General features: G+C 25.7%; 31 protein-coding genes and 3 pseudogenes. 15 read left to right on the forward strand and 19 right to left on the reverse strand.

Annotated features, from left to right (window positions below; all coding sequences use genetic code 4):
* Positions 1–321: 321 nt before the first annotated feature.
* Positions 322–1,098 (reverse strand): UPF0236 family transposase-like protein, encoded by a 777-nt coding sequence (locus ACQH23_RS10950; protein WP_425378343.1) that lies wholly within the window; start codon positions 1,096–1,098, stop codon positions 322–324.
* Positions 1,099–1,342: 244 nt separating this feature from the next.
* On the opposite strand from ACQH23_RS10950, the gene ACQH23_RS10955 reads away from it, so the two are divergent.
* Positions 1,343–2,329: an NAD(P)/FAD-dependent oxidoreductase gene (locus tag ACQH23_RS10955; protein WP_425378344.1), complete on the forward strand. Its 987-nt coding sequence runs from the start codon at positions 1,343–1,345 to the stop codon at positions 2,327–2,329.
* 21 nt (positions 2,330–2,350) lie between these two features.
* Here the strand turns inward: ACQH23_RS10955 and ACQH23_RS10960 are convergent, their stop codons facing one another.
* The 4 genes and pseudogenes from ACQH23_RS10960 to ACQH23_RS10975 all read right to left on the reverse strand — a co-directional run bounded on the left by ACQH23_RS10960 (position 2,351) and on the right by ACQH23_RS10975 (position 5,484).
* The gene (locus tag ACQH23_RS10960; protein ID WP_425378345.1) at positions 2,351–4,135 is read right to left on the reverse strand and encodes a transporter; all 1,785 of its coding nucleotides are present in this window, start codon (positions 4,133–4,135) and stop codon (positions 2,351–2,353) included.
* Between the two features lie 300 nt (positions 4,136–4,435).
* The gene (locus ACQH23_RS10965; protein ID WP_425378346.1) at positions 4,436–5,032 is read right to left on the reverse strand and encodes a DDE-type integrase/transposase/recombinase; all 597 of its coding nucleotides are present in this window, start codon (positions 5,030–5,032) and stop codon (positions 4,436–4,438) included.
* Positions 5,033–5,053: 21 nt separating this feature from the next.
* A pseudogene (locus tag ACQH23_RS10970) lies at positions 5,054–5,326 on the reverse strand (hypothetical protein); the annotation flags it as partial.
* Positions 5,293–5,484 (reverse strand): hypothetical protein, encoded by a 192-nt coding sequence (locus ACQH23_RS10975; RefSeq protein ID WP_425378347.1) that lies wholly within the window; start codon positions 5,482–5,484, stop codon positions 5,293–5,295. The pseudogene ACQH23_RS10970 and the gene ACQH23_RS10975, both read right to left, overlap by 34 nt.
* Here ACQH23_RS10975 and ACQH23_RS10980 point away from each other — a divergent pair.
* Positions 5,445–6,302, forward strand: coding sequence for an IS30 family transposase (locus tag ACQH23_RS10980; protein WP_425378348.1), 858 nt, complete (start codon positions 5,445–5,447; stop codon positions 6,300–6,302). The genes ACQH23_RS10975 and ACQH23_RS10980 overlap by 40 nt on opposite strands.
* A gap of 207 nt (positions 6,303–6,509) precedes the next feature.
* Positions 6,510–7,508 carry a type I glyceraldehyde-3-phosphate dehydrogenase gene (gene gap, locus ACQH23_RS10985; RefSeq protein WP_425378349.1) on the forward strand — a complete coding sequence of 333 codons (999 nt, stop codon included), beginning with the start codon at positions 6,510–6,512 and terminating at the stop codon, positions 7,506–7,508.
* A gap of 256 nt (positions 7,509–7,764) precedes the next feature.
* Here gap and ACQH23_RS10990 read toward each other — a convergent pair whose 3' ends face one another.
* Complete coding sequence (locus ACQH23_RS10990; RefSeq protein WP_425378350.1) at positions 7,765–7,965, reverse strand: hypothetical protein; 201 nt, start codon at positions 7,963–7,965, stop codon at positions 7,765–7,767.
* Between the two features lie 57 nt (positions 7,966–8,022).
* On the opposite strand from ACQH23_RS10990, the gene ACQH23_RS10995 reads away from it, so the two are divergent.
* Entirely contained in the window at positions 8,023–8,163 is a 141-nt protein-coding gene (locus ACQH23_RS10995) for a hypothetical protein (protein ID WP_425378351.1), read from the forward strand.
* On the opposite strand, the gene ACQH23_RS11000 is transcribed toward ACQH23_RS10995, so the two are convergent.
* Together ACQH23_RS11000 and ACQH23_RS11005 are read right to left on the reverse strand one after the other, a co-directional pair.
* Entirely contained in the window at positions 8,160–8,951 is a 792-nt protein-coding gene (locus tag ACQH23_RS11000) for an IS30 family transposase (protein ID WP_425379345.1), read from the reverse strand. The two genes, ACQH23_RS10995 and ACQH23_RS11000, sit on opposite strands and share 4 nt — an antisense overlap.
* Before the next feature lie 36 nt (positions 8,952–8,987).
* The gene (locus ACQH23_RS11005) at positions 8,988–9,110 is read right to left on the reverse strand and encodes a helix-turn-helix domain-containing protein (protein ID WP_425377840.1); all 123 of its coding nucleotides are present in this window, start codon (positions 9,108–9,110) and stop codon (positions 8,988–8,990) included.
* 57 nt (positions 9,111–9,167) lie between these two features.
* On the opposite strand from ACQH23_RS11005, the gene ACQH23_RS11010 reads away from it, so the two are divergent.
* The 3 genes and pseudogenes from ACQH23_RS11010 (at position 9,168) to ACQH23_RS11020 (ending at position 10,099) form a co-directional block, all read left to right on the forward strand.
* Positions 9,168–9,371: a hypothetical protein gene (locus ACQH23_RS11010; RefSeq protein ID WP_425378352.1), complete on the forward strand. Its 204-nt coding sequence runs from the start codon at positions 9,168–9,170 to the stop codon at positions 9,369–9,371.
* Positions 9,372–9,544: 173 nt separating this feature from the next.
* Positions 9,545–9,610: pseudogene (locus ACQH23_RS11015) on the forward strand (hypothetical protein); the annotation flags it as partial.
* Positions 9,611–9,631: 21 nt separating this feature from the next.
* Positions 9,632–10,099 carry a DDE-type integrase/transposase/recombinase gene (locus ACQH23_RS11020; RefSeq protein WP_425378353.1) on the forward strand — a complete coding sequence of 156 codons (468 nt, stop codon included), beginning with the start codon at positions 9,632–9,634 and terminating at the stop codon, positions 10,097–10,099.
* A 184-nt stretch (positions 10,100–10,283) separates the two neighbouring features.
* Here the strand turns inward: ACQH23_RS11020 and ACQH23_RS11025 are convergent, their stop codons facing one another.
* Positions 10,284–11,867 (reverse strand): TrkH family potassium uptake protein, encoded by a 1,584-nt coding sequence (locus tag ACQH23_RS11025; protein ID WP_425378354.1) that lies wholly within the window; start codon positions 11,865–11,867, stop codon positions 10,284–10,286.
* 103 nt (positions 11,868–11,970) lie between these two features.
* Between ACQH23_RS11025 and ACQH23_RS11030 the strand changes: the two genes are divergently transcribed.
* Positions 11,971–12,672 carry a potassium channel family protein gene (locus tag ACQH23_RS11030; protein WP_425378355.1) on the forward strand — a complete coding sequence of 234 codons (702 nt, stop codon included), beginning with the start codon at positions 11,971–11,973 and terminating at the stop codon, positions 12,670–12,672.
* Between the two features lie 41 nt (positions 12,673–12,713).
* Here the strand turns inward: ACQH23_RS11030 and ACQH23_RS11035 are convergent, their stop codons facing one another.
* The 4 genes and pseudogenes from ACQH23_RS11035 to ACQH23_RS11050 all read right to left on the reverse strand — a co-directional run bounded on the left by ACQH23_RS11035 (position 12,714) and on the right by ACQH23_RS11050 (position 15,356).
* The gene (locus tag ACQH23_RS11035; protein WP_425377849.1) at positions 12,714–13,310 is read right to left on the reverse strand and encodes a DDE-type integrase/transposase/recombinase; all 597 of its coding nucleotides are present in this window, start codon (positions 13,308–13,310) and stop codon (positions 12,714–12,716) included.
* A gap of 21 nt (positions 13,311–13,331) precedes the next feature.
* Positions 13,332–13,607, reverse strand: a pseudogene (locus tag ACQH23_RS11040) (hypothetical protein); the annotation flags it as partial.
* Positions 13,574–13,837 (reverse strand): hypothetical protein, encoded by a 264-nt coding sequence (locus ACQH23_RS11045; RefSeq protein WP_425378356.1) that lies wholly within the window; start codon positions 13,835–13,837, stop codon positions 13,574–13,576. The pseudogene ACQH23_RS11040 and the gene ACQH23_RS11045, both read right to left, overlap by 34 nt.
* A gap of 115 nt (positions 13,838–13,952) precedes the next feature.
* Positions 13,953–15,356, reverse strand: a complete 1,404-nt coding sequence (locus tag ACQH23_RS11050; RefSeq protein ID WP_425378357.1) for an amino acid permease — start codon at positions 15,354–15,356, stop codon at positions 13,953–13,955.
* Positions 15,357–15,545: 189 nt separating this feature from the next.
* On the opposite strand from ACQH23_RS11050, the gene ACQH23_RS11055 reads away from it, so the two are divergent.
* The 3 genes from ACQH23_RS11055 (at position 15,546) to ACQH23_RS11065 (ending at position 17,583) form a co-directional block, all read left to right on the forward strand.
* Positions 15,546–15,959: a transposase gene (locus ACQH23_RS11055; protein ID WP_425378358.1), complete on the forward strand. Its 414-nt coding sequence runs from the start codon at positions 15,546–15,548 to the stop codon at positions 15,957–15,959.
* Positions 15,960–16,459: 500 nt separating this feature from the next.
* Positions 16,460–16,723 (forward strand): hypothetical protein, encoded by a 264-nt coding sequence (locus ACQH23_RS11060; RefSeq protein WP_425378359.1) that lies wholly within the window; start codon positions 16,460–16,462, stop codon positions 16,721–16,723.
* A 263-nt stretch (positions 16,724–16,986) separates the two neighbouring features.
* The gene (locus tag ACQH23_RS11065) at positions 16,987–17,583 is read left to right on the forward strand and encodes a DDE-type integrase/transposase/recombinase (protein WP_425377849.1); all 597 of its coding nucleotides are present in this window, start codon (positions 16,987–16,989) and stop codon (positions 17,581–17,583) included.
* 41 nt (positions 17,584–17,624) lie between these two features.
* Here the strand turns inward: ACQH23_RS11065 and ACQH23_RS11070 are convergent, their stop codons facing one another.
* The gene (locus tag ACQH23_RS11070) at positions 17,625–18,326 is read right to left on the reverse strand and encodes a potassium channel family protein (RefSeq protein ID WP_425378355.1); all 702 of its coding nucleotides are present in this window, start codon (positions 18,324–18,326) and stop codon (positions 17,625–17,627) included.
* A gap of 189 nt (positions 18,327–18,515) precedes the next feature.
* On the opposite strand from ACQH23_RS11070, the gene ACQH23_RS11075 reads away from it, so the two are divergent.
* The 3 genes from ACQH23_RS11075 (at position 18,516) to ACQH23_RS11085 (ending at position 20,733) form a co-directional block, all read left to right on the forward strand.
* Entirely contained in the window at positions 18,516–19,658 is a 1,143-nt protein-coding gene (locus ACQH23_RS11075; RefSeq protein ID WP_425378360.1) for a potassium transporter TrkG, read from the forward strand.
* Positions 19,567–20,013: a potassium transporter TrkG gene (locus ACQH23_RS11080; RefSeq protein WP_425378361.1), complete on the forward strand. Its 447-nt coding sequence runs from the start codon at positions 19,567–19,569 to the stop codon at positions 20,011–20,013. The genes ACQH23_RS11075 and ACQH23_RS11080 overlap by 92 nt, the downstream gene beginning before the upstream one ends.
* Positions 20,014–20,427: 414 nt before the next feature.
* Positions 20,428–20,733 carry a hypothetical protein gene (locus ACQH23_RS11085; protein ID WP_425378362.1) on the forward strand — a complete coding sequence of 102 codons (306 nt, stop codon included), beginning with the start codon at positions 20,428–20,430 and terminating at the stop codon, positions 20,731–20,733.
* A 131-nt stretch (positions 20,734–20,864) separates the two neighbouring features.
* Here the strand turns inward: ACQH23_RS11085 and ACQH23_RS11090 are convergent, their stop codons facing one another.
* The 5 genes from ACQH23_RS11090 to ACQH23_RS11110 form a co-directional block, all read right to left on the reverse strand.
* Positions 20,865–21,374: a hypothetical protein gene (locus ACQH23_RS11090; RefSeq protein ID WP_425378363.1), complete on the reverse strand. Its 510-nt coding sequence runs from the start codon at positions 21,372–21,374 to the stop codon at positions 20,865–20,867.
* Positions 21,375–22,166 carry an IS30 family transposase gene (locus ACQH23_RS11095; RefSeq protein ID WP_425379346.1) on the reverse strand — a complete coding sequence of 264 codons (792 nt, stop codon included), beginning with the start codon at positions 22,164–22,166 and terminating at the stop codon, positions 21,375–21,377.
* Between the two features lie 36 nt (positions 22,167–22,202).
* The gene (locus ACQH23_RS11100; RefSeq protein ID WP_425377840.1) at positions 22,203–22,325 is read right to left on the reverse strand and encodes a helix-turn-helix domain-containing protein; all 123 of its coding nucleotides are present in this window, start codon (positions 22,323–22,325) and stop codon (positions 22,203–22,205) included.
* A gap of 75 nt (positions 22,326–22,400) precedes the next feature.
* Entirely contained in the window at positions 22,401–22,649 is a 249-nt protein-coding gene (locus tag ACQH23_RS11105; protein ID WP_425379347.1) for a UPF0236 family transposase-like protein, read from the reverse strand.
* Positions 22,624–23,412 carry a UPF0236 family transposase-like protein gene (locus tag ACQH23_RS11110; protein ID WP_425378364.1) on the reverse strand — a complete coding sequence of 263 codons (789 nt, stop codon included), beginning with the start codon at positions 23,410–23,412 and terminating at the stop codon, positions 22,624–22,626. The genes ACQH23_RS11105 and ACQH23_RS11110 overlap by 26 nt, the downstream gene beginning before the upstream one ends.
* Here ACQH23_RS11110 and ACQH23_RS11115 point away from each other — a divergent pair.
* On the forward strand, positions 23,389–23,748 hold the full coding sequence (locus ACQH23_RS11115) for an IS3 family transposase (protein ID WP_425378365.1): 360 nt from the start codon (positions 23,389–23,391) through the stop codon (positions 23,746–23,748). The genes ACQH23_RS11110 and ACQH23_RS11115 overlap by 24 nt on opposite strands.

Below are 23,748 nucleotides of genomic sequence, written 5' to 3' on the forward strand. Positions count from 1 at the left end.
TATGGAGCAATTCAAAAATGAGAATATCAAGAAAATATTGGTTGTCGCATTGAAAGTTATATTGCTCGAATTATTAAAGTAATGTTTCGTTTAAAACCAAAAATATTTAATGAAAAAACGATTTACAAAGTAATGTTATTAAAACAATTGACAGCTAATGGGATTAATCCCTTTCAAGAACTAACAGAAATTAAAAATCTTCAAGTAAAAAATGAACAAATTACTTGAAGATGAATATTTAAAAAGATGAATAATCCAGAAGTTAAACAATATAACTTACCAATATTAACCGCTTCTACATTATCAAATACTAAAACTCTTTTAAAGAAAATAGTTTATAGCTGAATTATACTTGCACTTACAAGTATAATTCAGCAAGTTAATAAATTCTTTAATTCCTTGTCAGTATTTTTTAGAGTTAATTTTTTTAACTTCATTAGTCATTGTTACTAGAAATTTGACATTATGCATTGTTTTTCGTATTGTTTTAGGATCTTTATAACCAGTATGAAAGACGGTTAAACGGATTATTTTCTTAATTTTTAATCGTTTTTTGACTTGATAACTAATGGCATTGCGATATGCTTCATCGATTTCAATATAAATAACCCCATCATGTTTTAGTTTTGTATCTGGTTCATCTAGCATTAGTTCTAACAAATGTTTAATATCAAACCGTTTAATAAGGTTAAAAATTGTTTTTTTTGTTATGTTAGCATTCCGATACATATTACAAATATCTTGATAACTAAAATTTATGCCTAATTTGCTGATTATTTCTAACGAAAAATCATAATCAAGTCGCTGATAACTTTCAATCCCTAATTGAATATCAAGTAAAAAGACCGTTTTTGGTTTTTTTGCCACTTGAAATTCTGGTTTTAAGATATATTTTCGTTGTTTAAAAGTAACTTCACCATTATGAAAAACCAAAGTTCGTTGATAAAATCCTTTTGGAATATAACGTGCTTTGCGTCAGTCCTTATTAAAAATATAGTTATCAATATATTCAAAAATATTTTTAAATATTATTCAAGCTTCAGAACTAATTTCATTGTTTAATAAGTGCTGTAATAGGGATATTGGGGCTAATTTCATTAATTAAATCAATAAAAGAGTTATTATTTTCGTTTAAAAACTCTTGGATTCTAGTTATAATATTCATAGGATAGTTTTCTTTCTAATTTTTTTCAAACCTAATTATACTGAAAACTTTCTTTTTTATTTTCCCCAACTTTGGCAACGCAATCTATCAAGAGTTTTCTACAAAATTAAATTAGACTTTTAAAAAAATATGTAATAATTAAAGTGCAGAAAAAATTAGAAAGGTTGTTATAAAAAAATGAAAGATATTTTAATTATTGGTGCTGGCCCTGTTGGTTTGTATGCGTGAAGCTGCACTGGGATGTTAGGATTAAGTGGTTATGTCATTGAAGGAAATGACACCCCTGGTGGTCAACCTTGAGAATTGTATCCTGAAAAACAATTATACGATATGCCTGGTTTTGAAGAAATTAAAACAAAAACTTTTATTGAAAACTTAATGCAACAAGCTGAAACACACACCGGACAAATAACATACGTTGGCAAAACTAATTTACAAAGTGTTACGGAAACGAAAAATGGGTTTACCATTATCCTAACAACAAACCAAATCCTCACTGTTAAAACAATTTTAATTACAAGTGGTAATGGCGTGTTCACCCCAATTCGCTTAGAGCATCTTGATCCTGCCCAAATATATGATAATTTATGATACGCTGTTAAAAATCCAACTCTGTTGGCAAACAAAAAGATTGTTATTCTAGGAGGTGGTGATAGCTCTGTGGATTGGGCAAATCATCTTGTTGAAGATAATATTAGTAATGATGTAACAATTGTTCATCGCCGTGAACTATACCGTGCAAAAGAAAACAGTGTTCAAAAGTTACAAAAAAATAAAGTGAAGGAATTAAAACCTTATCATGTTGAAACGGTTGACACAAATAATAATAAAATTACTACTTTAAGAATTGCCAACGAAACAACCAAGGAAACATTAACAATTAATGCTGATCATTTTATTGTTCAATATGGGGCAAAAGTTATGCCAACAATGTTACAACAATTTACATTATCAACAACCCCAATGCGAAAAATCATTATTCAACCAAATGGTCAAACTAGTCACCCCCACATATTTGCCGCTGGGAATAGTGCCTATTATGAAGGGAAGTATTACAATATGGTAACTGGTTTTGGTGAAGCTATTAATGCACTCTATAATATTACTAAAATCATTCATGGGCAAAAATATCACCCTGGATATTTAAGTGACATTAAAAAATAAGTTATATTCTAACTTATTTTTTTAACCCGTTAATTTATAAATTTCTTTACTTGGTTCATGCTCATCCATTTTTTTCGTATTCTTGTGTAAAGTTTCTTCTCGTTCCCACATCTTTTGATACGGCATTTCTGGTTCGGTTAAAGTAATAAAATCATCTTCGTATTTTTTACGGCGAATTGTTCGCATTTTATCTTGTCGTTTTGTTCAAATTTTATAAACAAGGGGTAAGCGCAAGAAGAGACTACGCACGGAACCAGGGGCTCAAAAGATTGAATTAGCAAAAATAACAAATAAAGAAGTAAAGATTAATCCGAAGAAAAAATTCAATAATTTTTGTCATCCTCAAACTGGTTGTAAATAAATATTATAAATTTCATTTGGATTATATGCTTTTGTTAAGAATAAATAATTCACTAAAATTGCAATAATAATTGGCACTAATAAAATCATTCAATTTCGAAAGACTCCTTTAAAGTTACTATTATAAGTTAAAAAGATTCAATTATAAAATCATAAGTATAAGAACCGCAGGAAACTAACAAAACAAGTAATGATTAAAATACTATATAATGCTGCGGATAAACCATCTAAACCAAAGCGTCAAATTAAAGCACTGAAAAAACAAAGAACAATATTGATGCAACCAATAATAAAAGTTGGCATCGCTGTTTGTTTATAATTCGCTTTAGCATACACTATTACATTTGATGGCTCCGCTATAATAATGAAAACAGAACTTAAGGCCACTAATAAGGAGAAAGTTGGTTCGTAAAAAATACTTTTAAAAATTTCAACTTCTTGTGTTGTTCATGGGTTTAATGTTGAATTACTATTTCTAATTTGTTCAATAATTTGGGGTGCATATAGCGTTGCGATAAAATATGGCGATAAAATAAACTGGTTAATAAATAAGAAACCACCAATCATAAACGCATATGTTTCAAATTTCATATAACTTTTTCAATCAACTCGCCCATTTTTTGCTGTTCAAGCGGCAAAGAATTCACGGAAGGAATTAATTAAAATCATCATAATGCTTCGTACCCCGACTGTAATCGTCATATATAACGATAAGGTTGAGGATACCCGTAACCCTAATAATAAGGCAGTAATAATAACATCGCCATTAATTAATAATGTTTCACCAATGTTTTTAAACACAACAATATTGCTCGCTTTAACTAATTGCATATTATCGCGTTGACGAACGAGGCGTACCCATGGATAATGTAACTTAATAAATAAATAAATTAAGCTTCCTTTCATCACCGAATAAATTAAAAAGATTAGGAAGACAAAAACCGGATCAACCGCAATTGAAATTAAGTAGAAAATAACTGAATAGGTTATTAAATCACAAATCATTAAAATTAACCGGCGTAAATGATTATTTTGGTCAGCTTGCATTAAGTTTTCATAAGCCGCTGTTCAAAATAAGGCAATTAAGTTTTTTAAGCCAATAATTAAAACAATTAAAATCATTTTTCATAAGGAATAACTAATTGTTTCATAATTTCATAAAATACTAAAATTATTTTCAAATAAATAAATATAAGCACTATAGCCAACCGAAATTGCAATTAATAAAATAATTCCGACATAACCTGATACTTTATACTGGTGCTTCGCGGTGTTAACCATTTCATTCGCTTTAATTCAATCTTTTTGCAATAATGGCTTTACTAAAAAAATAACAGTAATGGCTCCTAAACCACCCTCTACTGTTCCTAAAAAAGAGACAATCGCCACGCTATTCTTTACAAACCCGTTTAATTGTGATCCATAACTATGAATTAATAAATACATTATCGTAAATTGAAAACATGTTCCAATTAACGAAGTAAAAGCCCCTATTAAAATACTAAAAATTCCTTTTCTTGTTGACAGTTACTTCACCTCGTTTCTAATATTTTTATTTTATAATATTTTCCTTTAATTTTGTAGAAAAATCTTGATATTTATAAAATATACCTAATTTTAGGTATATTTTATAAATAGGCATCGTGTACGATGAACCTCCAAAAAAATAACTCTTGTTAAATAAAAGGGTTGTTTTTTTATTTATAAATAGACTGCACCCTGTTTAGTAAGTATTAATAAAAAGGTTTACAAATTTTCATTTATTATATCTTTTTCTTTTTGGTTTGAATATCATTTATTTCATTTTTTAACATCATTAATATATTCATTATGAGATTTATAATTTTTATTATGGATTGTTCCTTTTTTAAGTAATGAATGAAAACTTTCAATAATAATGTTGTCTGCACAATGATAATTTTTACCCATTGAAATTATAATTTTGTTATCTAAACATTTACTATTATAATCTTTAGATGTATATTGATATCCGTGATCTGAATGAATTATTGTTTTATTTAGATCTTTTTTTATTTTTTTAATTTTATTAATTGCAGCATTTAAATTATCAATTACAAGTTTGTTATTATTAAATTTTGATCATTTTACATCAATAATTTCTTTAGTATATCCATCAATTATTGTTGATTGATAATGTTTTTTACCATTTCAAATTAAATAAGTTACATCAGTAAATAAAATTGAAAATCTTTCTTTAATATCATTAAAATTACGATTTACTAAATCAGGATATTTAATGATATTTTTATTTCTATTTTGTTTTATTAATATTTTTCTACGCATACGCTTTACATATTCAGCTTGAATATTATTTTCTTTCATAATTCGTAATACTTTCTTAGCATTATAAACAATGCCATAATCTTCTTTTAAATATTTGGTAATTCGACGATAACCAAATTGTTTTAAATTTTCTTCATAGACTTTTACAATATTTTTTAATGATTCACTATCCTTACCATTACTTGAATAATTTTTATATTTATCTCAATAACTACGCTTTAAATCTGTTACATCAAGTAATAAATTTAGTGGATATTTATTAAGGTTTTCTTTGATAAAAAATACAATTTTTCTTTTATTTAATTGTAAAAGTCATGAAGCTTTTTTAATAATTCATACCTAACTTTGTAATAGTTTAAATCTCTTTTTTCAAATGATTCTTTTGGACCTTTATTGGTGTTTAAAATTCCTTTCTTAAAATTTTCATACCATGAAGCAACAGTTTTTTTATTTGCTGAATTATACTTGCACTTACAAGTATAATTCAGCAAATAAAGATAATAATCATTATTTTTCATTAATTGCACAAAATAAAGGAGAAAATAGAAAACAATCACATATTTATTTTCATAAGTTTAAAAATAGAGAATTAGTAAAATATGTACAACAAAAATTATTATTAGGTTGATCACCCGAACAAATTTATGGCAGAATTAAAAATTTTCATAAAGAATGAATTATTAGTTTTAAAACAATTTACAATTGAATTTATTCTGGATTACTTGAAAAAGTTACTAATAAAAATTTAAGAAGAAAAGGTAAGAAACGAAAATATCAAGAAAATCGGGGTAAATTTAATGGTAAATCAATTAAAGAACGAAATGCTAATGTTAATAATCGCGTAACTCTTGGTCATTGAGAAGGTGATACCGTAGTATCATCACGAGGTAAAAGTAAATCATGTTTAATAACTTTAGTTGAAAGAACATCAAGATTTACTTTAGCAATATTAGTTGAAAATAGAACTACTAAAGTTATTAACGAAAATATTAGCCATTATTTATCAATTCTTCCAAATAATCTTGTTAAGACTATAACATTTGATCGTGGTAAAGAATTTGCTAATTGACAACAACTTGAAAAAAATTTAAATGTGAAAATTTATTTTGCTAATGCATATTCACCCTGACAAAGAGGTACTAATGAAAATACTAATGGTTTAATTAGAGAAAAATTTCCTAAAAAATTTAATTTTTCAAATACTACTAAAAATGCAGTTCATAAATTTATATTGTCTTTAAACCAAAGACCAAAAAAAATACTAAATTATCTTTCGCCAATCGAATATTTGGTTAGAAAAATAATTTAGTTGCACTTAACTTTACAATTTGGCATTAATACTTACTAAACAGGGTGCAGTCTAGTTTATTGAATTAAAAGACTATAAAACCATTGTATTATCTGGATATTTGTTAATTTTCTTGCAAATTAAAGCTAGAGGTTGTAAAATCATAATAAGTATGCAGTATTTTATTGCAGACTAAGTTATTAAATATATGTAGAGGAGAAAAAGTAGATGACAAAAATTGCAATTAACGGATTTGGACGTATTGGCCGTTTAGCTTTTAGAAGATTATTTGATGAAAAAAATGTTGAAATTGTCGCAATTAATGATTTAACAGAGGCAAAAACTTTGGCAACATTGTTGGAACTTGATTCATCCCAAGGGGGATGAAAACGTGGGAAAATTTCTTCAGAAGAAGGAGTTATTATCGTTGATGGGAAAAAAATAAATGTTTTTGCTAAAAGAGATCCAGCTGAATTGCCATGAGGTAAATTAGGAATCGATGTTGTTGTTGAATCAACAGGTTTCTTTGCTGATCGTGCCGGAGCGTCAAAACACCTTACAGCAGGAGCAAAAAAAGTTTTAATTTCCGCTCCAGCAAAAGGAAAAGATGTTAAAACAGTTGTTTATAATGTAAACCATAAAGAAATTACAAAAGAGGATACTGTTATTTCAGGAGCAAGTTGTACAACAAACTGTTTAGCACCAATGGCGAAAGTATTAGACGAAAAGTTTGGAATTGAAAAAGGATATATGACAACTGTACATGCGATAACAAATGATCAAAAATTATTAGACTTAGCGCATGATGATTTAAGAAGAGCGCGTGCTGCCTTTTCTAATATTGTTCCAACTAAAACAGGAGCAGCAGCAGCAGTAGCATTAGTATTACCACAATTGGAAGGTAGATTTGATGGAATGGCATTACGTGTGCCAATTATTACTGGTTCAATTGTTGACTTAGCAGTTGAATTGAAAAAAACAGCAACAGTTGAAGAAATTAATAATACAATGAAAGCAGCAGAATCAGAAACTTTTGGTTATAATACGCAGCCAATCGTTTCATCAGATATTATTGGTGAAACACATGGATCAATTTTTGATGCAACATTAACAAAAATTATTGAACGTGATGGAAAACAATTAGTTAAAATATATGCATGATATGATAATGAAATGTCATATGTATCACAAATGGTACGAACATTGTTATACTTTGCAACAGTTTAATCAAAATACGAAAACACTAAAAAAATTTTAGTGCAATGTTTCTTTTAACTGAGATATATAAATAAAAATTTTTCTAGATTATTATTAATATATAAAGTTAGGAGAAACATTTTTATATGGCTAAAGGTAAAATAAAAGGGTCTAAAGATCATTCTTTTGAATTTAAAGAAAAAATTGTTAATGAATATTCAATTAACAATAAATCTTATAGTGAAATATAGACTGCACCCCGTTTAGTAAGTATTAATAAAAAGGTTTACAAACTTTCATTTATTATATCTTTTTCTTTTTGGTTTGAATATCATTTATTTCATTTTTTAACATCATTAATATATTCATTATGAGATTTATAATTTTTATTATGGATTGTTCCTTTTTTAAGTAATGAATGAAAACTTTCAATAATAATGTTGTCTGCACAATGATAATTTTTACCCATTGAATAGACTGCACCCAAAAAAGTAAGTAAAGAAAAAAAGTCTTTGCTAAACTTTTAAAGGAGGTGCATTTTTATATGGCAAGAAAAGGACAAAAATTTAATAAATATACAGCAGATTTTCGAAAAAGGATAGGACAAGAGGTTAAAAATAATAGTATAAGTTTTATTGCAAAAAAATATGCAATAATGCCAAATTGTAAAGTTAAGTGCAACTAAATTATTTTTCTAACCAAATATTCGATTGGCGAAAGATAATTTAGTATTTTTCTTGGTCTTTGGTTTAAAGACAATATAAATTTATGAACTGCATTTTTAGTAGTATTTGAAAAATTAAATTTTTTAGGAAATTTTTTTATAATTAAACCATTAGTATTTTCATTAGTACCTCTTTGTCAGGGTGAATATGCATTAGCAAAATAAATTTTCACATTTAAATTTTTTTCAAGTTGTTGTCAATTAGCAAATTCTTTACCACGATCAAATGTTATAGTCTTAACAAGATTATTTGGAAGAATTGATAAATAATGGCTAATATTTTCGTTAATAACTTTAGTAGTTCTATTTTCAACTAATATTGCTAAAGTAAATCTTGATGTTCTTTCAACTAAAGTTATTAAACATGATTTACTTTTACCTCGTGATGATACTACGGTATCACCTTCTCAATGACCAAGAGTTACGCGATTATTAACATTAGCATTTCGTTCTTTAATTGATTTACCATTAAATTTACCCCGATTTTCTTGATATTTTCGTTTCTTACCTTTTCTTCTTAAATTTTTATTAGTAACTTTTTCAAGTAATCCAGAATAAATTCAATTGTAAATTGTTTTAAAACTAATAATTCATTCTTTATGAAAATTTTTAATTCTGCCATAAATTTGTTCGGGTGATCAACCTAATAATAATTTTTGTTGTACATATTTTACTAATTCTCTATTTTTAAACTTATGAAAATAAATATGTGATTGTTTTCTATTTTCTCCTTTATTTTGTGCAATTAATGAAAAATAATGATTATTATCTTTATTTCTATTAACTTATCGAATAATAGTACTAATACTTCGATTAAGATTTTTAGCTATTTCACTAATTTTTATTTTAAACTTCAATTGATTCTCAATATAAATTCTTTCATCTATGCCAAGATGTTTATATCCCATATAAAAACTCCTTGCTTTATTTTTTCTAAAATAAACTTAGCATCATAAAATTTTTATATGAGATTTTTTGCAATTTTATTTACTTGCACTTACAAGTATAATTCAGCTAATAAAAAAACTGTTGCTTCATGGTATGAAAATTTTAAGAAAGGAATTTTAAACACCAATAAAGGTCCAAAAGAATCATTTGAAAAAAGAGATTTAAACTATTACAAAGTTAGGTATGAATTACTAAAAAAGCTTCATGACTTTTACAATTAAATAAAAGAAAAATTGTATTTTTTATCAAAGAAAACCTTAATAAATATCCACTAAATTTATTACTTGATATAACAGATTTAAAGCGTAGTTATTGAGATAAATATAAAAATTATTCAAGTAATGGTAAGGATAGCGAATCATTAAAAAATATTGTAAAAGTCTATGAAGAAAATTTAAAACAATTTGGTTATCGTCGAATTACCAAATATTTAAAAGAAGATTATGGCATTGTTTATAATGCTAAGAAAGTATTACGAATTATGAAAGAAAATAATATTCAAGCTGAATATGTAAAGCGTATGCGTAGAAAAATATTAATAAAACAAAATAGAAATAAAAATATCATTAAATATCCTGATTTAGTAAATCGTAATTTTAATGATATTAAAGAAAGATTTTCAATTTTATTTACTGATGTAACTTATTTAATTTGAAATGGTAAAAAACATTATCGATCAACAATAATTGATGGATATACTAAAGAAATTATTGATGTAAAATGATCAAAATTTAATAATAACAAACTTGTAATTGATAATTTAAATGCTGCAATTAATAAAATTAAAAAAATAAAAAAAGAGCTAAATAAAACAATAATTCATTCAGATCACGGATATCAATATACATCTAAAGATTATAATAGTAAATGTTTAGATAACAAAATTATAATTTCAATGGGTAAAAATTATCATTGTGCAGACAACATTATTATTGAAAGTTTTCATTAATTACTTAAAAAAGGAACAATCCATAATAAAAATTATAAATCTCATAATGAATATATTAATGATGTTAAAAAATGAAATAAATGATATTCAAACCAAAAAGAAAAAGATATAATAAATGAAAGTTTGTAAACCTTTTTATTAATACTTACTAAACAGGGTGCAGTCTAAATACCATTTTTTTAAACTAACCAATTAAAATATTTTCCTCAACATAACTATATTCTTTTTCACCGCTGCCACGAATTGAAACTAATAAAGTTGAAGAAACTCCTAATTGTCCAATAAACATTAATAAAATCAAGATTAAAGTACTTAAAACACCAAAATTATATATATCTTTAAAACCTAATGTATTTAATCCCGTTGTCCCAAAAGCACTACAAATCGTAAAAAAGATATTTAAGAAATCAAGATTAGGATTTTCCGAACTAATGCAAATAACAGCAATGGCAATTAAGGCTCCCGAAATAACGGTAACTCCTAGAGCTCGTTTTACTGTTTCATTTGGAATTTTCCGTTTAAAAACATTAACACTATTATTATTCCGAATAATGGACCAAATGGTAATGATAATAACAGCTAATGTTGTAGTTCGAATTCCCCCCGCTGTTGAAGATGGGGCTGATCCAATAAACATCATAATTGACATTACAATCCGAACCCCTGGTAAAAATTGCCCCATATCAACTGTTAAATAACCAGCATTTCTGGTTGACATTGTATTAAAGAAAATATTCATAAAACCATTTCAATTTGAAGTTGAATTTCGTAAAATACTTTCAATATAACCACCTTGGATACTTAACGTATTAATATTAGTAAATTCAATCAATCAAACACTAAAAACCCCAACAATTGATAAACCAACATAGGTAATTAAATTACTTTTTGTAAACAAAGTGAATTTAGCATGTTCTTTAAGTAGTCATGCCATGAATTTACGTTTTAAGTCATAAAAAGTTGGAAATCCTAAACCTCCAATAATAAATTGAAATAAAAAGACAAATTGAATAAAATAATTGCTATTATAAGGCATTAATGATGAATTACCAATAATATCAAATCCAGCATTATTAATTGAAGAAATTGAGTGAAAAACCCCACTTCATAAACTTCGTCAAAAATTATGGTAAGTAACATTATCAATCATATATTTCCCTTCAATTGATAATTCAGAAAAATAAAAATTGCAAAATAACAAAATTGCCCCAAAACACTCTAAAATAATTAAGAAAATAAAACTATTTTTAATTAAATCAATTGTATGACCAAAATTACTACTTCCCCGTTCACCTTGTACTAACATTTTATCTTTAATTGAAATTCGCCGTCCTAATCAAACAAAAATCATAATTTTAAAAGTAACGATTCCAAAACCACCTGTTTGAATCAAAATTAAGATTATTAACTGCCCTCAAAAACTATAATCAACCGCTGGGTTACTAATCGTAATCCCTGTATCGGAAAAAGCACTTGAAGCAGTAAATAAACCAACTAAATAATTCCAACCAAAATCATAATGCCCTATAATATCCCCTTTACGATCAAAAACAGTTCGACTACCATTAACAACCCCGGGAATAGATAATAATAGTCCACCAAAAAAAACAATTAAAATATAAACTAAAAATAATCTTCCCGATATTTTTGAGAAGGGTAACCAATGGCGACGCCGTATCAATGGCGCACTGGGGTCATTATTTCGTTGTCGTTGACTATCGCTTTTTCTTTTAAAAATATTTTTAAAATATAATTGAAAAAAAACCATATGCTTCTCTCTTTCATTAATATTATTATATACTACAAGTTACTAATTATTGCTAATAATAAAAAAATAGTATAATCTAAATATGCAATAAGGGGGATATAGAATGGTACGAAGAAAAAGTTTTGCAATTATTGGATTAAATAACTTTGGACGTTCAATCGTGGAAACATTAATTCCGCGAAAACAGCATATTATGGTTTTTGATATTGACCAAGCAAAAGTTAATAATATGATTGCTAGCTACGACCAAATTGATGGGGTCGCCTTAGATTCAACAGTTAAAACAAATTTAATTGAACAAGGCTTAGACCAATACGATACCGTCATTATCACTATGGCAAGTAATATTGAAACTAGTGTTTTAACAATTGTTGGATTACAAGACCTTGGTATTACTAATATTATTGCAAAATCAAAAGATATTCGTCATACACGAATCTTAAAAGCATTAGGAATTAACAATATTGTACAGCCTGATACAATGGCCGGAAGTATTACTGCAACAAAAGCAATGTTTGATATTGATATTGAAATGCAAACTGTTGATGAAAATTATGCCTCATTAATTATTCAAGTAACTGATCCAAGTATTGAAGGACAAACATTATCAGAACTGCGTTTTATCAATAACAAAGATTATAATATTGTTTATGTTAAACGTAAAGGCCGTGTTATTTTACCCGGAGATGTTGAAACAATTAAATTAGATGATGAATTATTATTTATTGCTAAAATTAATGCAATTAATGATTTAACAATTAAGTTACAAAAAATTAGTCAAGAAAATGAAAAAGATGGTAAATAACAAAAGACTGCACCCCGTTTAGTAAGTATTAATAAAAAGGTTTACAAACTTTTATTTATTATATCTTTTTCTTTTTGGTTTGAATATCATTTATTTCATTTTTTAACATCATTAATATATTCATTATGAGATTTATAATTTTTATTATGGATTGTTCCTTTTTTAAGTAATGAATGAAAACTTTCAATAATAATGTTGTCTGCACAATGATAATTTTTACCCATTGAAATTATAATTTTGTTATCTAAACATTTACTATTATAATCTTTAGATGTATATTGATATCCGTGATCTGAATGAATTATTGTTTTATTTAGATCTTTTTTTATTTTTTTAATTTTATTAATTGCAGCATTTAAATTATCAATTACAAGTTTGTTATTATTAAATTTTGATCATTTTACATCAATAATTTCTTTAGTATATCCATCAATTATTGTTGATTGATAATGTTTTTTACCATTTCAAATTAAATAAGTTACATCAGTAAATAAAATTGAAAATCTTTCTTTAATATCATTAAAATTACGATTTACTAAATCAGGATATTTAATTATATTTTTATTTCTATTTTGTTTTATTAATATTTTTCTACGCATACGCTTTACATATTCAGCTTGAATATTATTTTCTTTCATAATTCGTAATACTTTCTTAGCGTTATAAACAATGCCATAATCTTCTTTTAAATATTTGGTAATTCGACGATAACCAAATTGTTTTAAATTTTCTTCATAGACTTTTACAATATTCTTTAATGATTCACTACCCTTACCACCATTACTTGAATAATTTTTATATTTATCTCAATAACTACGCTTTAAATCTGTTATATCAAGTAATAAATTTAGTGGATATTTATTAATGTTTTCTTTGATAAAAAATACAATTTTTCTTTTATTTAATTGTAAAAGTCATGAAGCTTTTTTAGTAATTCATACCTAACTTTGTAATAGTTTAAATCTCTTTTTTCAAATGATTCTTTTGGACCTTTATTGATGTTTAAAATTCTTTTCTTAAAATTTTCATACCATGAAGCAACAGTTTTTTTATTAATTGCATATTTTTTTGCAATAAAACTTATACTATTATTTTTAACCTCTTGTCCTATCCTTTTTCGAAAATCTGCTGTATATTTATTAAATTTTTGTCCTTTTCTTGCCATATAAAAACGCACCTCCTTTAAAAGTTTAGCAAAGACTTTTTTTCTTTACTTACTTTTTTGGGTGCAGTCTAAACCTTGATAAAATTCTTACTTATAACCCAATTGATTAAAATTATTAATCAATGGGTTTTTTAATATTGTTTTGTCAGGGAAAAGGAGTCCCTTTTGTACTTAATAATAGTTCATTAATTCCTCACATTATTAAGGTTCCTCCAATAATAATCAATAAACTATATAAAGTCTTATGATTACTACTAAAAGCAAAGAAACTATACATAATATAACCAATTGAACCAATTAATAAGAACAAGGAAAACCCAGCATAATAATACATCCCTTTGACTTTTGTTACTTCCACCCGTTTCGTATAGCGATTAACACAAACAGCAATAATTAAACTAATATAACAAAGAAATGCCGCAAAACTAACTGCATTAGAAGAAAGGTCTAACAAGTACATTGGATCACCAATAAGTCCCAAGCTAAGTCCCATCAATAATAAGTTAAAACTAATCGTAATCCCCATTTGAATCAAACCAATCTGTTGATAACTTAATTCCTTTTTACCAATATAAATTAGATTTTCTTCTTGGACTGTATGGCCTAACGAAGGAGCTACAAAAGTTAATCCATTAATACTCATTAATGCTGTCAACATAATAAATCACATTAAGATTTTAGCAACGGATCCTTCAATAACATTTTTAAATAAGGTAAAAACAATACCATCATTTGTTCCTAAGAACAATGAAATAACTTCTAAAATATAAAAGATAGTAATAAATAATATTGCTGTAAATAATGCTTTTGGCACAACGTTTTTATTAGAAACTTCTTTTTGTAATCCAGCAGCATAAATGAACCCATCAAATGAAAATAACACCGGTAATAACCCCATAAAGAAATTACCAAATTTTAAGTCTTTATAAGTATCAAAGACATTGCCATTAATTGGCGCAATAAATCCCACAACTAAACTAACTAATAGTGGAATAAACTTAATAAAAGTTCCAATTGTTTGAACTCATTTCCCAACATTTCGTAAGAAAATATTTAATAAGAAAAACAAAATTAAAATAACAAGACCAACACTAATGGCAATTATGTTTTGTGTTCCTTTACTAATACTTTCAATTGCTAATGCATCAAACATCGCATTAATACTAAAAATTGGGAAAAGGCCTAATAAAATTGGAAAATAAAAAAAGATATAAAGCAACGATATTAAACTGCCAACTTTGCGGCCAATTAAAACATTCGCCCACGATGCAAGGGTGCCATGACCACTTTTTGTTTTGACAGATGTGACTTCAATAAAAACCATAATCATTGCCATTCCTAAATTCCCAACTAAGACTCATAAACCGATTGCTAAATAAGGATTTTGGGTAAAATATAAAACATGGCCTTCTGAAGTATCATTTTTCAAATAAATTCCAATTCCGATTGTAATTCCAACGGCAGTTGAAAAAACAGTCAGAAATTCAAAAAATTTAACATGCTTTTTAGTTTTTCCCATTAATTTTTTCCTCCATTTTTAATAAACTATTAATAACCTATTTTTAGTAAAAAAATAATTAAATAAATTATAGCATATTTTATTTTATATTTTCATAATATTCCCTTTAATTTTGTCGAAAACTCTTGATATTTATAAAATATATCTAAAATTAGGTATATTTTTAATATAAAGAAAGGTAAATAATTGATGGAAAAAATACTTGCAGAATTAATAAATAGTTTAACAGATGATCAATTTTTAGAATTTTATGAAAAATTTAAAAAAGAAGCAGAATTAATCAAAAAACAAAAACGCTTAAATGAAATTGATCAAAAATTTAGAGATAAAGGTATTAAATGCCCTAATTGCAAATATTATCATTGTTTTAAAAATGGCCATAATCCCGAAGGAAAACAAAAATATTTATGCAAAAAATGTCGGGCTAGTTTTGATGCTTTTCGTCATCATTTTACTTATTGAAGTCATTTAAATTATGAACAATGAAATTTATTAATTCAAATTTCATTGCTATGACAATCTAGTAAAGTAATTTCCCGTTTTATTAAAACAACACCCAAAACAGCTTGATATAATCGTCAAAAATTAATGCAATCAAAATAATTAGAAAATACTCAATTAAAATTTAAAAAATTAAATGGCCAAATACAAATCGATGAAACATTTATTAAAGAAATCCATAAAGGTAATTTTAAAGATAAATTTGATAAACGAAAAACTCATCTTGATCCATTTTCCACTAACACTAAATGTTGTATTCAAATGGCGGTTGATACTAATAATAATATTTTTGTTCAATCCACTAATACCAAACGATTACAAAAACAGTAAACTTATTGCGATACTAACAAAAATAAAAAAATTACAAATTAAAAAAATTAAATTAAACTTTAAAATAATTATTTTTAAAAATTTTAATTGCTTTTTAAGCATAAATAATATAAGGTATCGTAAGAAGTCTATTATTTATCTCTTTCACTAAAAATATACCTAATGGATAGGTTACAATAAGTTGGACCATATTTATGTGGACTAGACTGCACCCAAAAAAGTAAGTAAAGAAAAAAAGTCTTTACTAAACTTTAAAGGAGGTGCATTTTTATATGGCAAGAAAAGGACAAAAATTTAATAAATATACAGCATATTTTCGAAAAAGGATAGGACAAGAGGTTAAAAATAATAGTATAAGTTTTATTGCAAAAAAATATGCAATTAATAAAAAAACTGTTGCTTCATGGTATGAAAATTTTAAGAAAAGAATTTTAAACATCAATAAAGGTCCAAAAGAATCATTTGAAAAAAGAGATTTAAACTATTACAAAGTTAGGTATGAATTACTAAAAAAGCTTCATGACTTTTACAATTAAATAAAAGAAAAATTGTATTTTTTATCAAAGAAAACATTAATAAATATCCACTAAATTTATTACTTGATGTAACAGATTTAAAGCGTAGTTATTGAGATAAATATAAAAATTATTCAAGTAATGGTGGTAAGGGTAGTGAATCATTAAAGAATATTGTAAAAGTCTATGAAGAAAATTTAAAACAATTTGGTTATCGTCGAATTACCAAATATTTAAAAGAAGATTATGGCATTGTTTATAATGCTAAGAAAGTATTACGAATTATGAAAGAAAATAATATTCAAGCTGAATATGTAAAGCGTATGCGTAGAAAAATATTAATAAAACAAAATAGAAATAAAAATATAATTAAATATCCTGATTTAGTAAATCGTAATTTTAATGATATTAAAGAAAGATTTTCAATTTTATTTACTGATGTAACTTATTTAATTTGAAATGGTAAAAAACATTATCAATCAACAATAATTGATGGATATACTAAAGAAATTATTGATGTAAAATGATCAAAATTTAATAATAACAAACTTGTAATTGATAATTTAAATGCTGCAATTAATAAAATTAAAAAAATAAAAAAAGATCTAAATAAAACAATAATTCATTCAGATCACGGATATCAATATACATCTAAAGATTATAATAGTAAATGTTTAGATAACAAAATTATAATTTCAATGGGTAAAAATTATCATTGTGCAGACAACATTATTATTGAAAGTTTTCATTCATTACTTAAAAAAGGAACAATCCATAATAAAAATTATAAATCTCATAATGAATATATTAATGATGTTAAAAAATGAAATAAATGATATTCAAACCAAAAAGAAAAAGATATAATAAATAAAAGTTTGTAAACCTTTTTATTAATACTTACTAAACGGGGTGCAGTCTTTTGTTATTTACCATCTTTTTCATTTTCTTGACTAATTTTTTGTAACTTAATTGTTAAATCATTAATTGCATTAATTTTAGCAATAAATAATAATTCATCATCTAATTTAATTGTTTCAACATCTCCGGGTAAAATAACACGGCCTTTACGTTTAACATAAACAATATTATAATCTTTGTTATTGATAAAACGCAGTTCTGATAATGTTTGTCCTTCAATACTTGGATCAGTTACTTGAATAATTAATGAGGCATAATTTTCATCAACAGTTTGCATTTCAATATCAATATCAAACATTGCTTTTGTTGCAGTAATACTTCCGGCCATTGTATCAGGCTGTACAATATTGTTAATTCCTAATGCTTTTAAGATTCGTGTATGACGAATATCTTTTGATTTTGCAATAATATTAGTAATACCAAGGTCTTGTAATCCAACAATTGTTAAAACACTAGTTTCAATATTACTTGCCATAGTGATAATGACGGTATCGTATTGGTCTAAGCCTTGTTCAATTAAATTTGTTTTAACTGTTGAATCTAAGGCGACCCCATCAATTTGGTCGTAGCTAGCAATCATATTATTAACTTTTGCTTGGTCAATATCAAAAACCATAATATGCTGTTTTCGCGGAATTAATGTTTCCACGATTGAACGTCCAAAGTTATTTAATCCAATAATTGCAAAACTTTTTCTTCGTACCATTCTATATCCCCCTTATTGCATATTTAGATTATACTATTTTTTTATTATTAGCAATAATTAGTAACTTGTAGTATATAATAATATTAATGAAAGAGAGAAGCATATGGTTTTTTTCAATTATATTTTAAAAATATTTTTAAAAGAAAAAGCGATAGTCAACGACAACGAAATAATGACCCCAGTGCGCCATTGATACGGCGTCGCCATTGGTTACCCTTCTCAAAAATATCGGGAAGATTATTTTTAGTTTATATTTTAATTGTTTTTTTTGGTGGACTATTATTATCTATTCCCGGGGTTGTTAATGGTAGTCGAACTGTTTTTGATCGTAAAGGGGATATTATAGGGCATTATGATTTTGGTTGGAATTATTTAGTTGGTTTATTTACTGCTTCAAGTGCTTTTTCCGATACAGGGATTACGATTAGTAACCCAGCGGTTGATTATAGTTTTTGAGGGCAGTTAATAATCTTAATTTTGATTCAAACAGGTGGTTTTGGAATCGTTACTTTTAAAATTATGATTTTTGTTTGATTAGGACGGCGAATTTCAATTAAAGATAAAATGTTAGTACAAGGTGAACGGGGAAGTAGTAATTTTGGTCATACAATTGATTTAATTAAAAATAGTTTTATTTTCTTAATTATTTTAGAGTGTTTTGGGGCAATTTTGTTATTTTGCAATTTTTATTTTTCTGAATTATCAATTGAAGGGAAATATATGATTGATAATGTTACTTACCATAATTTTTGACGAAGTTTATGAAGTGGGGTTTTTCACTCAATTTCTTCAATTAATAATGCTGGATTTGATATTATTGGTAATTCATCATTAATGCCTTATAATAGCAATTATTTTATTCAATTTGTCTTTTTATTTCAATTTATTATTGGAGGTTTAGGATTTCCAACTTTTTATGACTTAAAACGTAAATTCATGGCATGACTACTTAAAGAACATGCTAAATTCACTTTGTTTACAAAAAGTAATTTAATTACCTATGTTGGTTTATCAATTGTTGGGGTTTTTAGTGTTTGATTGATTGAATTTACTAATATTAATACGTTAAGTATCCAAGGTGGTTATATTGAAAGTATTTTACGAAATTCAACTTCAAATTGAAATGGTTTTATGAATATTTTCTTTAATACAATGTCAACCAGAAATGCTGGTTATTTAACAGTTGATATGGGGCAATTTTTACCAGGGGTTCGGATTGTAATGTCAATTATGATGTTTATTGGATCAGCCCCATCTTCAACAGCGGGGTGGAATTCGAACTACAACATTAGCTGTTATTATCATTACCATTTGGTCCATTATTCGGAATAATAATAGTGTTAATGTTTTTAAACGGAAAATTCCAAATGAAACAGTAAAACGAGCTCTAGGAGTTACCGTTATTTCGGGAGCCTTAATTGCCATTGCTGTTATTTGCATTAGTTCGGAAAATCCTAATCTTGATTTCTTAAATATCTTTTTTACGATTTGTAGTGCTTTTGGGACAACGGGATTAAATACATTAGGTTTTAAAGATATATATAATTTTGGTGTTTTAAGTACTTTAATCTTGATTTTATTAATGTTTATTGGACAATTAGGAGTTTCTTCAACTTTATTAGTTTCAATTCGTGGCAGCGGTGAAAAAGAATATAGTTATGTTGAGGAAAATATTTTAATTGGTTAGTTTAAAAAAATGGTATTTTTGTAAGGTTGTAGAAACCACATACATTTTGTACTTTTGGTATTTACATTTTTAAAAAATTGATTTTATTAATATTTTAAATAAGGAGTTGAAATTATGCAAACAAAGCAATATTTAATTTTGTGGTCGTTAGTTAAAAAGTGTGGTAAAGATATTTTTATTAATACTGTCAATAAGATTGCAAATGATATTGAAATTAAAAAGTAAAAGAATAAATTATCCGCTTAATTTATTAGCGGATAATTTATTCAATAATAGACTTCTTGCGATACATGATTATTTATGCTTAAAAAGCAATTAAAATTTTTAAAAATAATTATTTTAAAGTTTAATTTAATTTTTTTAATTTGTAATTTTTTTTATTTTTGTTAGTATCGCAAGAAGTCTATTGAAAATATGAATACAAAATTAATTAACAAAAATTCCATTATTATTTCTGATATGCAACCATTATATTTATTAGTAGCAAAACAAACAAGTTCTACTTTATGTGCCACTAAAACTAGGACAAATCCTGATGCCAGTTATCGAAAATTAAATAAAATTAGTAAATTACAAGCAAGTCTTAAAGAATCTTTAATTCATTATCATGATTTAGGGTTCACTAACATTCAAAATTATTTAAATCTCTGAAAATGAAAATACCAACACAAAGGTTTAACACCAAACCAACAAGCAACGGTATTATATTTTAACATCTAAAAAAGTTAAAGAACAATAATAATCTTCCACCAAATTCGTTTTCAAATTGTCATATTGATGATTTTTTTATTTTATCAAGATTTTTATAGGTAGCGTGTAAAATGTTGGGGAAAAGTTTTCAGCATTAAGTTCTAATAATAATTATAAACTATTTTCTTTAAAAGAGTTTTAGTATTTGATAATGTAGAAGCGGTGAATATTGGTAAGTTATATTGTTTAACTTCTGGATTATTCATCTTTTTAAATATTCATATTCAAGTAATTTGTTCATTTTTTACTTGAAGATTTTTAATTTCTGTTAGCTCTTGAAAGGGATTAATCCCATTAGCTGTCAATTGTTTTAATAACATTACTTTGTAAATCGTTTTTTCATTAAATATTTTTGGTTTTGAACGAAACATTACTTTAATAATTCGAGCAATATAATTTTCAATGCGACAACCAATATTTTCTTGATATTCTCATTTTTGAATTGCTCCATAGTATGTTCTTAAATAATTAGATATTTCTTGTAACTTTCCTTTCGCTTCTTCGGTTTTAACAAGCTGATAAGCTCATTCAAGGTATTTTGTAACCTTGTTTCAGTTTAATTTTAGAATTGCTTTTCTAATTTTATTGCCAAATTGTAAAGTTAAGTACAACTAAATTATTTTTCTAACCAAATATTCGATTGGCGAAAGATAATTTAGTATTTTTCTTGGTCTTTGGTTTAAAGACAATATAAATTTATGAACTGCATTTTTAGTAGTATTTGAAAAATTAAATTTTTTAGGAAATTTTTCTCTAATTAAACCATTAGTATTTTCATTAGTACCTCTTTGTCAGGGTGAATATGCATTAGCAAAATAAATTTTCACATTTAAATTTTTTTCAAGTTGTTGTCAATTAGCAAATTCTTTACCACGATCAAATGTTATAGTCTTAACAAGATTATTTGGAAGAATTGATAAATAATGGCTAATATTTTCGTTAATAACTTTAGTAGTTCTATTTTCAACTAATATTGCTAAAGTAAATCTTGATGTTCTTTCAACTAAAGTTATTAAACATGATTTACTTTTACCTCGTGATGATACTACGGTATCACCTTCTCAATGACCAAGAGTTACGCGATTATTAACATTAGCATTTCGTTCTTTAATTGATTTACCATTAAATTTACCCCGATTTTCTTGATATTTTCGTTTCTTACCTTTTCTTCTTAAATTTTTATTAGTAACTTTTTCAAGTAATCCAGAATAAATTCAATTGTAAATTGTTTTAAAACTAATAATTCATTCTTTATGAAAATTTTTAATTCTGCCATAAATTTGTTCGGGTGATCAACCTAATAATAATTTTTGTTGTACATATTTTACTAATTCTCTATTTTTAAACTTATTAAAATAAATATGTGATTGTTTTCTATTTTCTGCTTTATTTTGTGCAATTAATGAAAAATAATGATTATTATCTTTATTTCTATTAACTTATCGAATAATAGTACTAATACTTCGATTAAGATTTTTAGCTATTTCACTAATTTTTATTTTAAACTTCAATTGATTCTCAATATAAATTCTTTCATCTATGCCAAGATGTTTATATCCCATATAAAAACTCCTTGCTTTATTTTTTCTAAAATAAACTTAGCATCATAAAATTTTTATATGAGATTTTTTGCAATTTTATTTACTTGCACTTACAAGTATAATTCAGCTATTAAATAAATAACGTTTATAATATCGTGGACCACGGAGACAATCTTTAATTTTTTTAATAACATGGAAACGATCAATGATAAATTCAACATTGATGTGTTTTTCAACCGTTGAAATATATTGTGCACCATCACCAAGCACAATAATTTTAGCTGTCTCGGGTGATTCATAATTTAAGTTAATAAATTCTTTAATTCCTTGATTCCTTGTCAGTATTTTTTAGAGTTATTTTTTTAACTTCATTAGTTATTGTTACTATAAATTTGACATTATGCATTGTTTTTCGTATTGTTTTAGGATCTTTATAACCAGTATGAAAGACGGTTAAACGGATTCTTTTCTTAATTTTTAATCGTTTTTTGATTTGATAACTAATGGCGTTGCGATATGCTTCATCGGTTTCAATATAAATAACCCCATCATGTTTTAGTTTTGTATCTGGTTCATCTAGCATTAGTTCTAACAAATGTTTAATATCAAACCGTTTAATAAGGTTAAAAATTGTTTTTTTTGTTATGTTAGCATTCCGATACATATTACAAATATCTTGATAACTAAAATTTATGCCTAATTTGCTGATTATTTCTAACGAAAAATCATAATCAAGTCGCTGATAACTTTCAATCCCTAATTGAATATCAAGTAAAAAGACCGTTTTTGGTTTTTTTGCCCCTTGAAATTCTGGTTTTAAGATATATTTTCGTCGTTTAAAAGTAACTTCACCATTACGAAAAACCAAAGTTCGTTGATAAAATCCTTTTGGAATATAACGTGCTTTGCGTCAGTCCTTATTAAAAATATAGTTATCAATATATTCAAAAATATTTTTAAATAGTATTCAAGCTTCAGAACTAATTTCATTGTTTAAATAGGATAATAGTGCTGTAATAGGGATATTGGGGCTAATTTCATTAATTAAATCAATAAAAGAGTTATTATTTTCGTTTAAAAACTCTTGGATTCTAGTTATAATATTCATAGGATAGTTTTCTTTCTAATTTTTTTCAAACCTAATTATACTGAAAACTTTCTTTTTTATTTTCCCCAACTTTGGCAACGCAATCTTTCATATGATACTTGAAATAAATATTCAAAAAATTGTGATGAATATCAACCAAATATTGATTATTCAATATATGAAATAATTAAAGCAATTCATAGAGAAAATAGTATTAAAGGACACAGACAAATTAAATTATCTTTGGAAGAGCAAAAAATTAATGTGTCGAATTCAACAGTTTATCGTTATATGAAATTAGCTAATAGAATTTCTAGTGTAAGAATTAAAACAAGAAAAAAAATAATCATTTCTTAA

This window comes from Spiroplasma endosymbiont of Polydrusus pterygomalis (assembly GCF_964030635.1).
Lineage (GTDB): Bacteria > Bacillota_I > Bacilli_A > Mycoplasmatales > Mycoplasmataceae > Spiroplasma.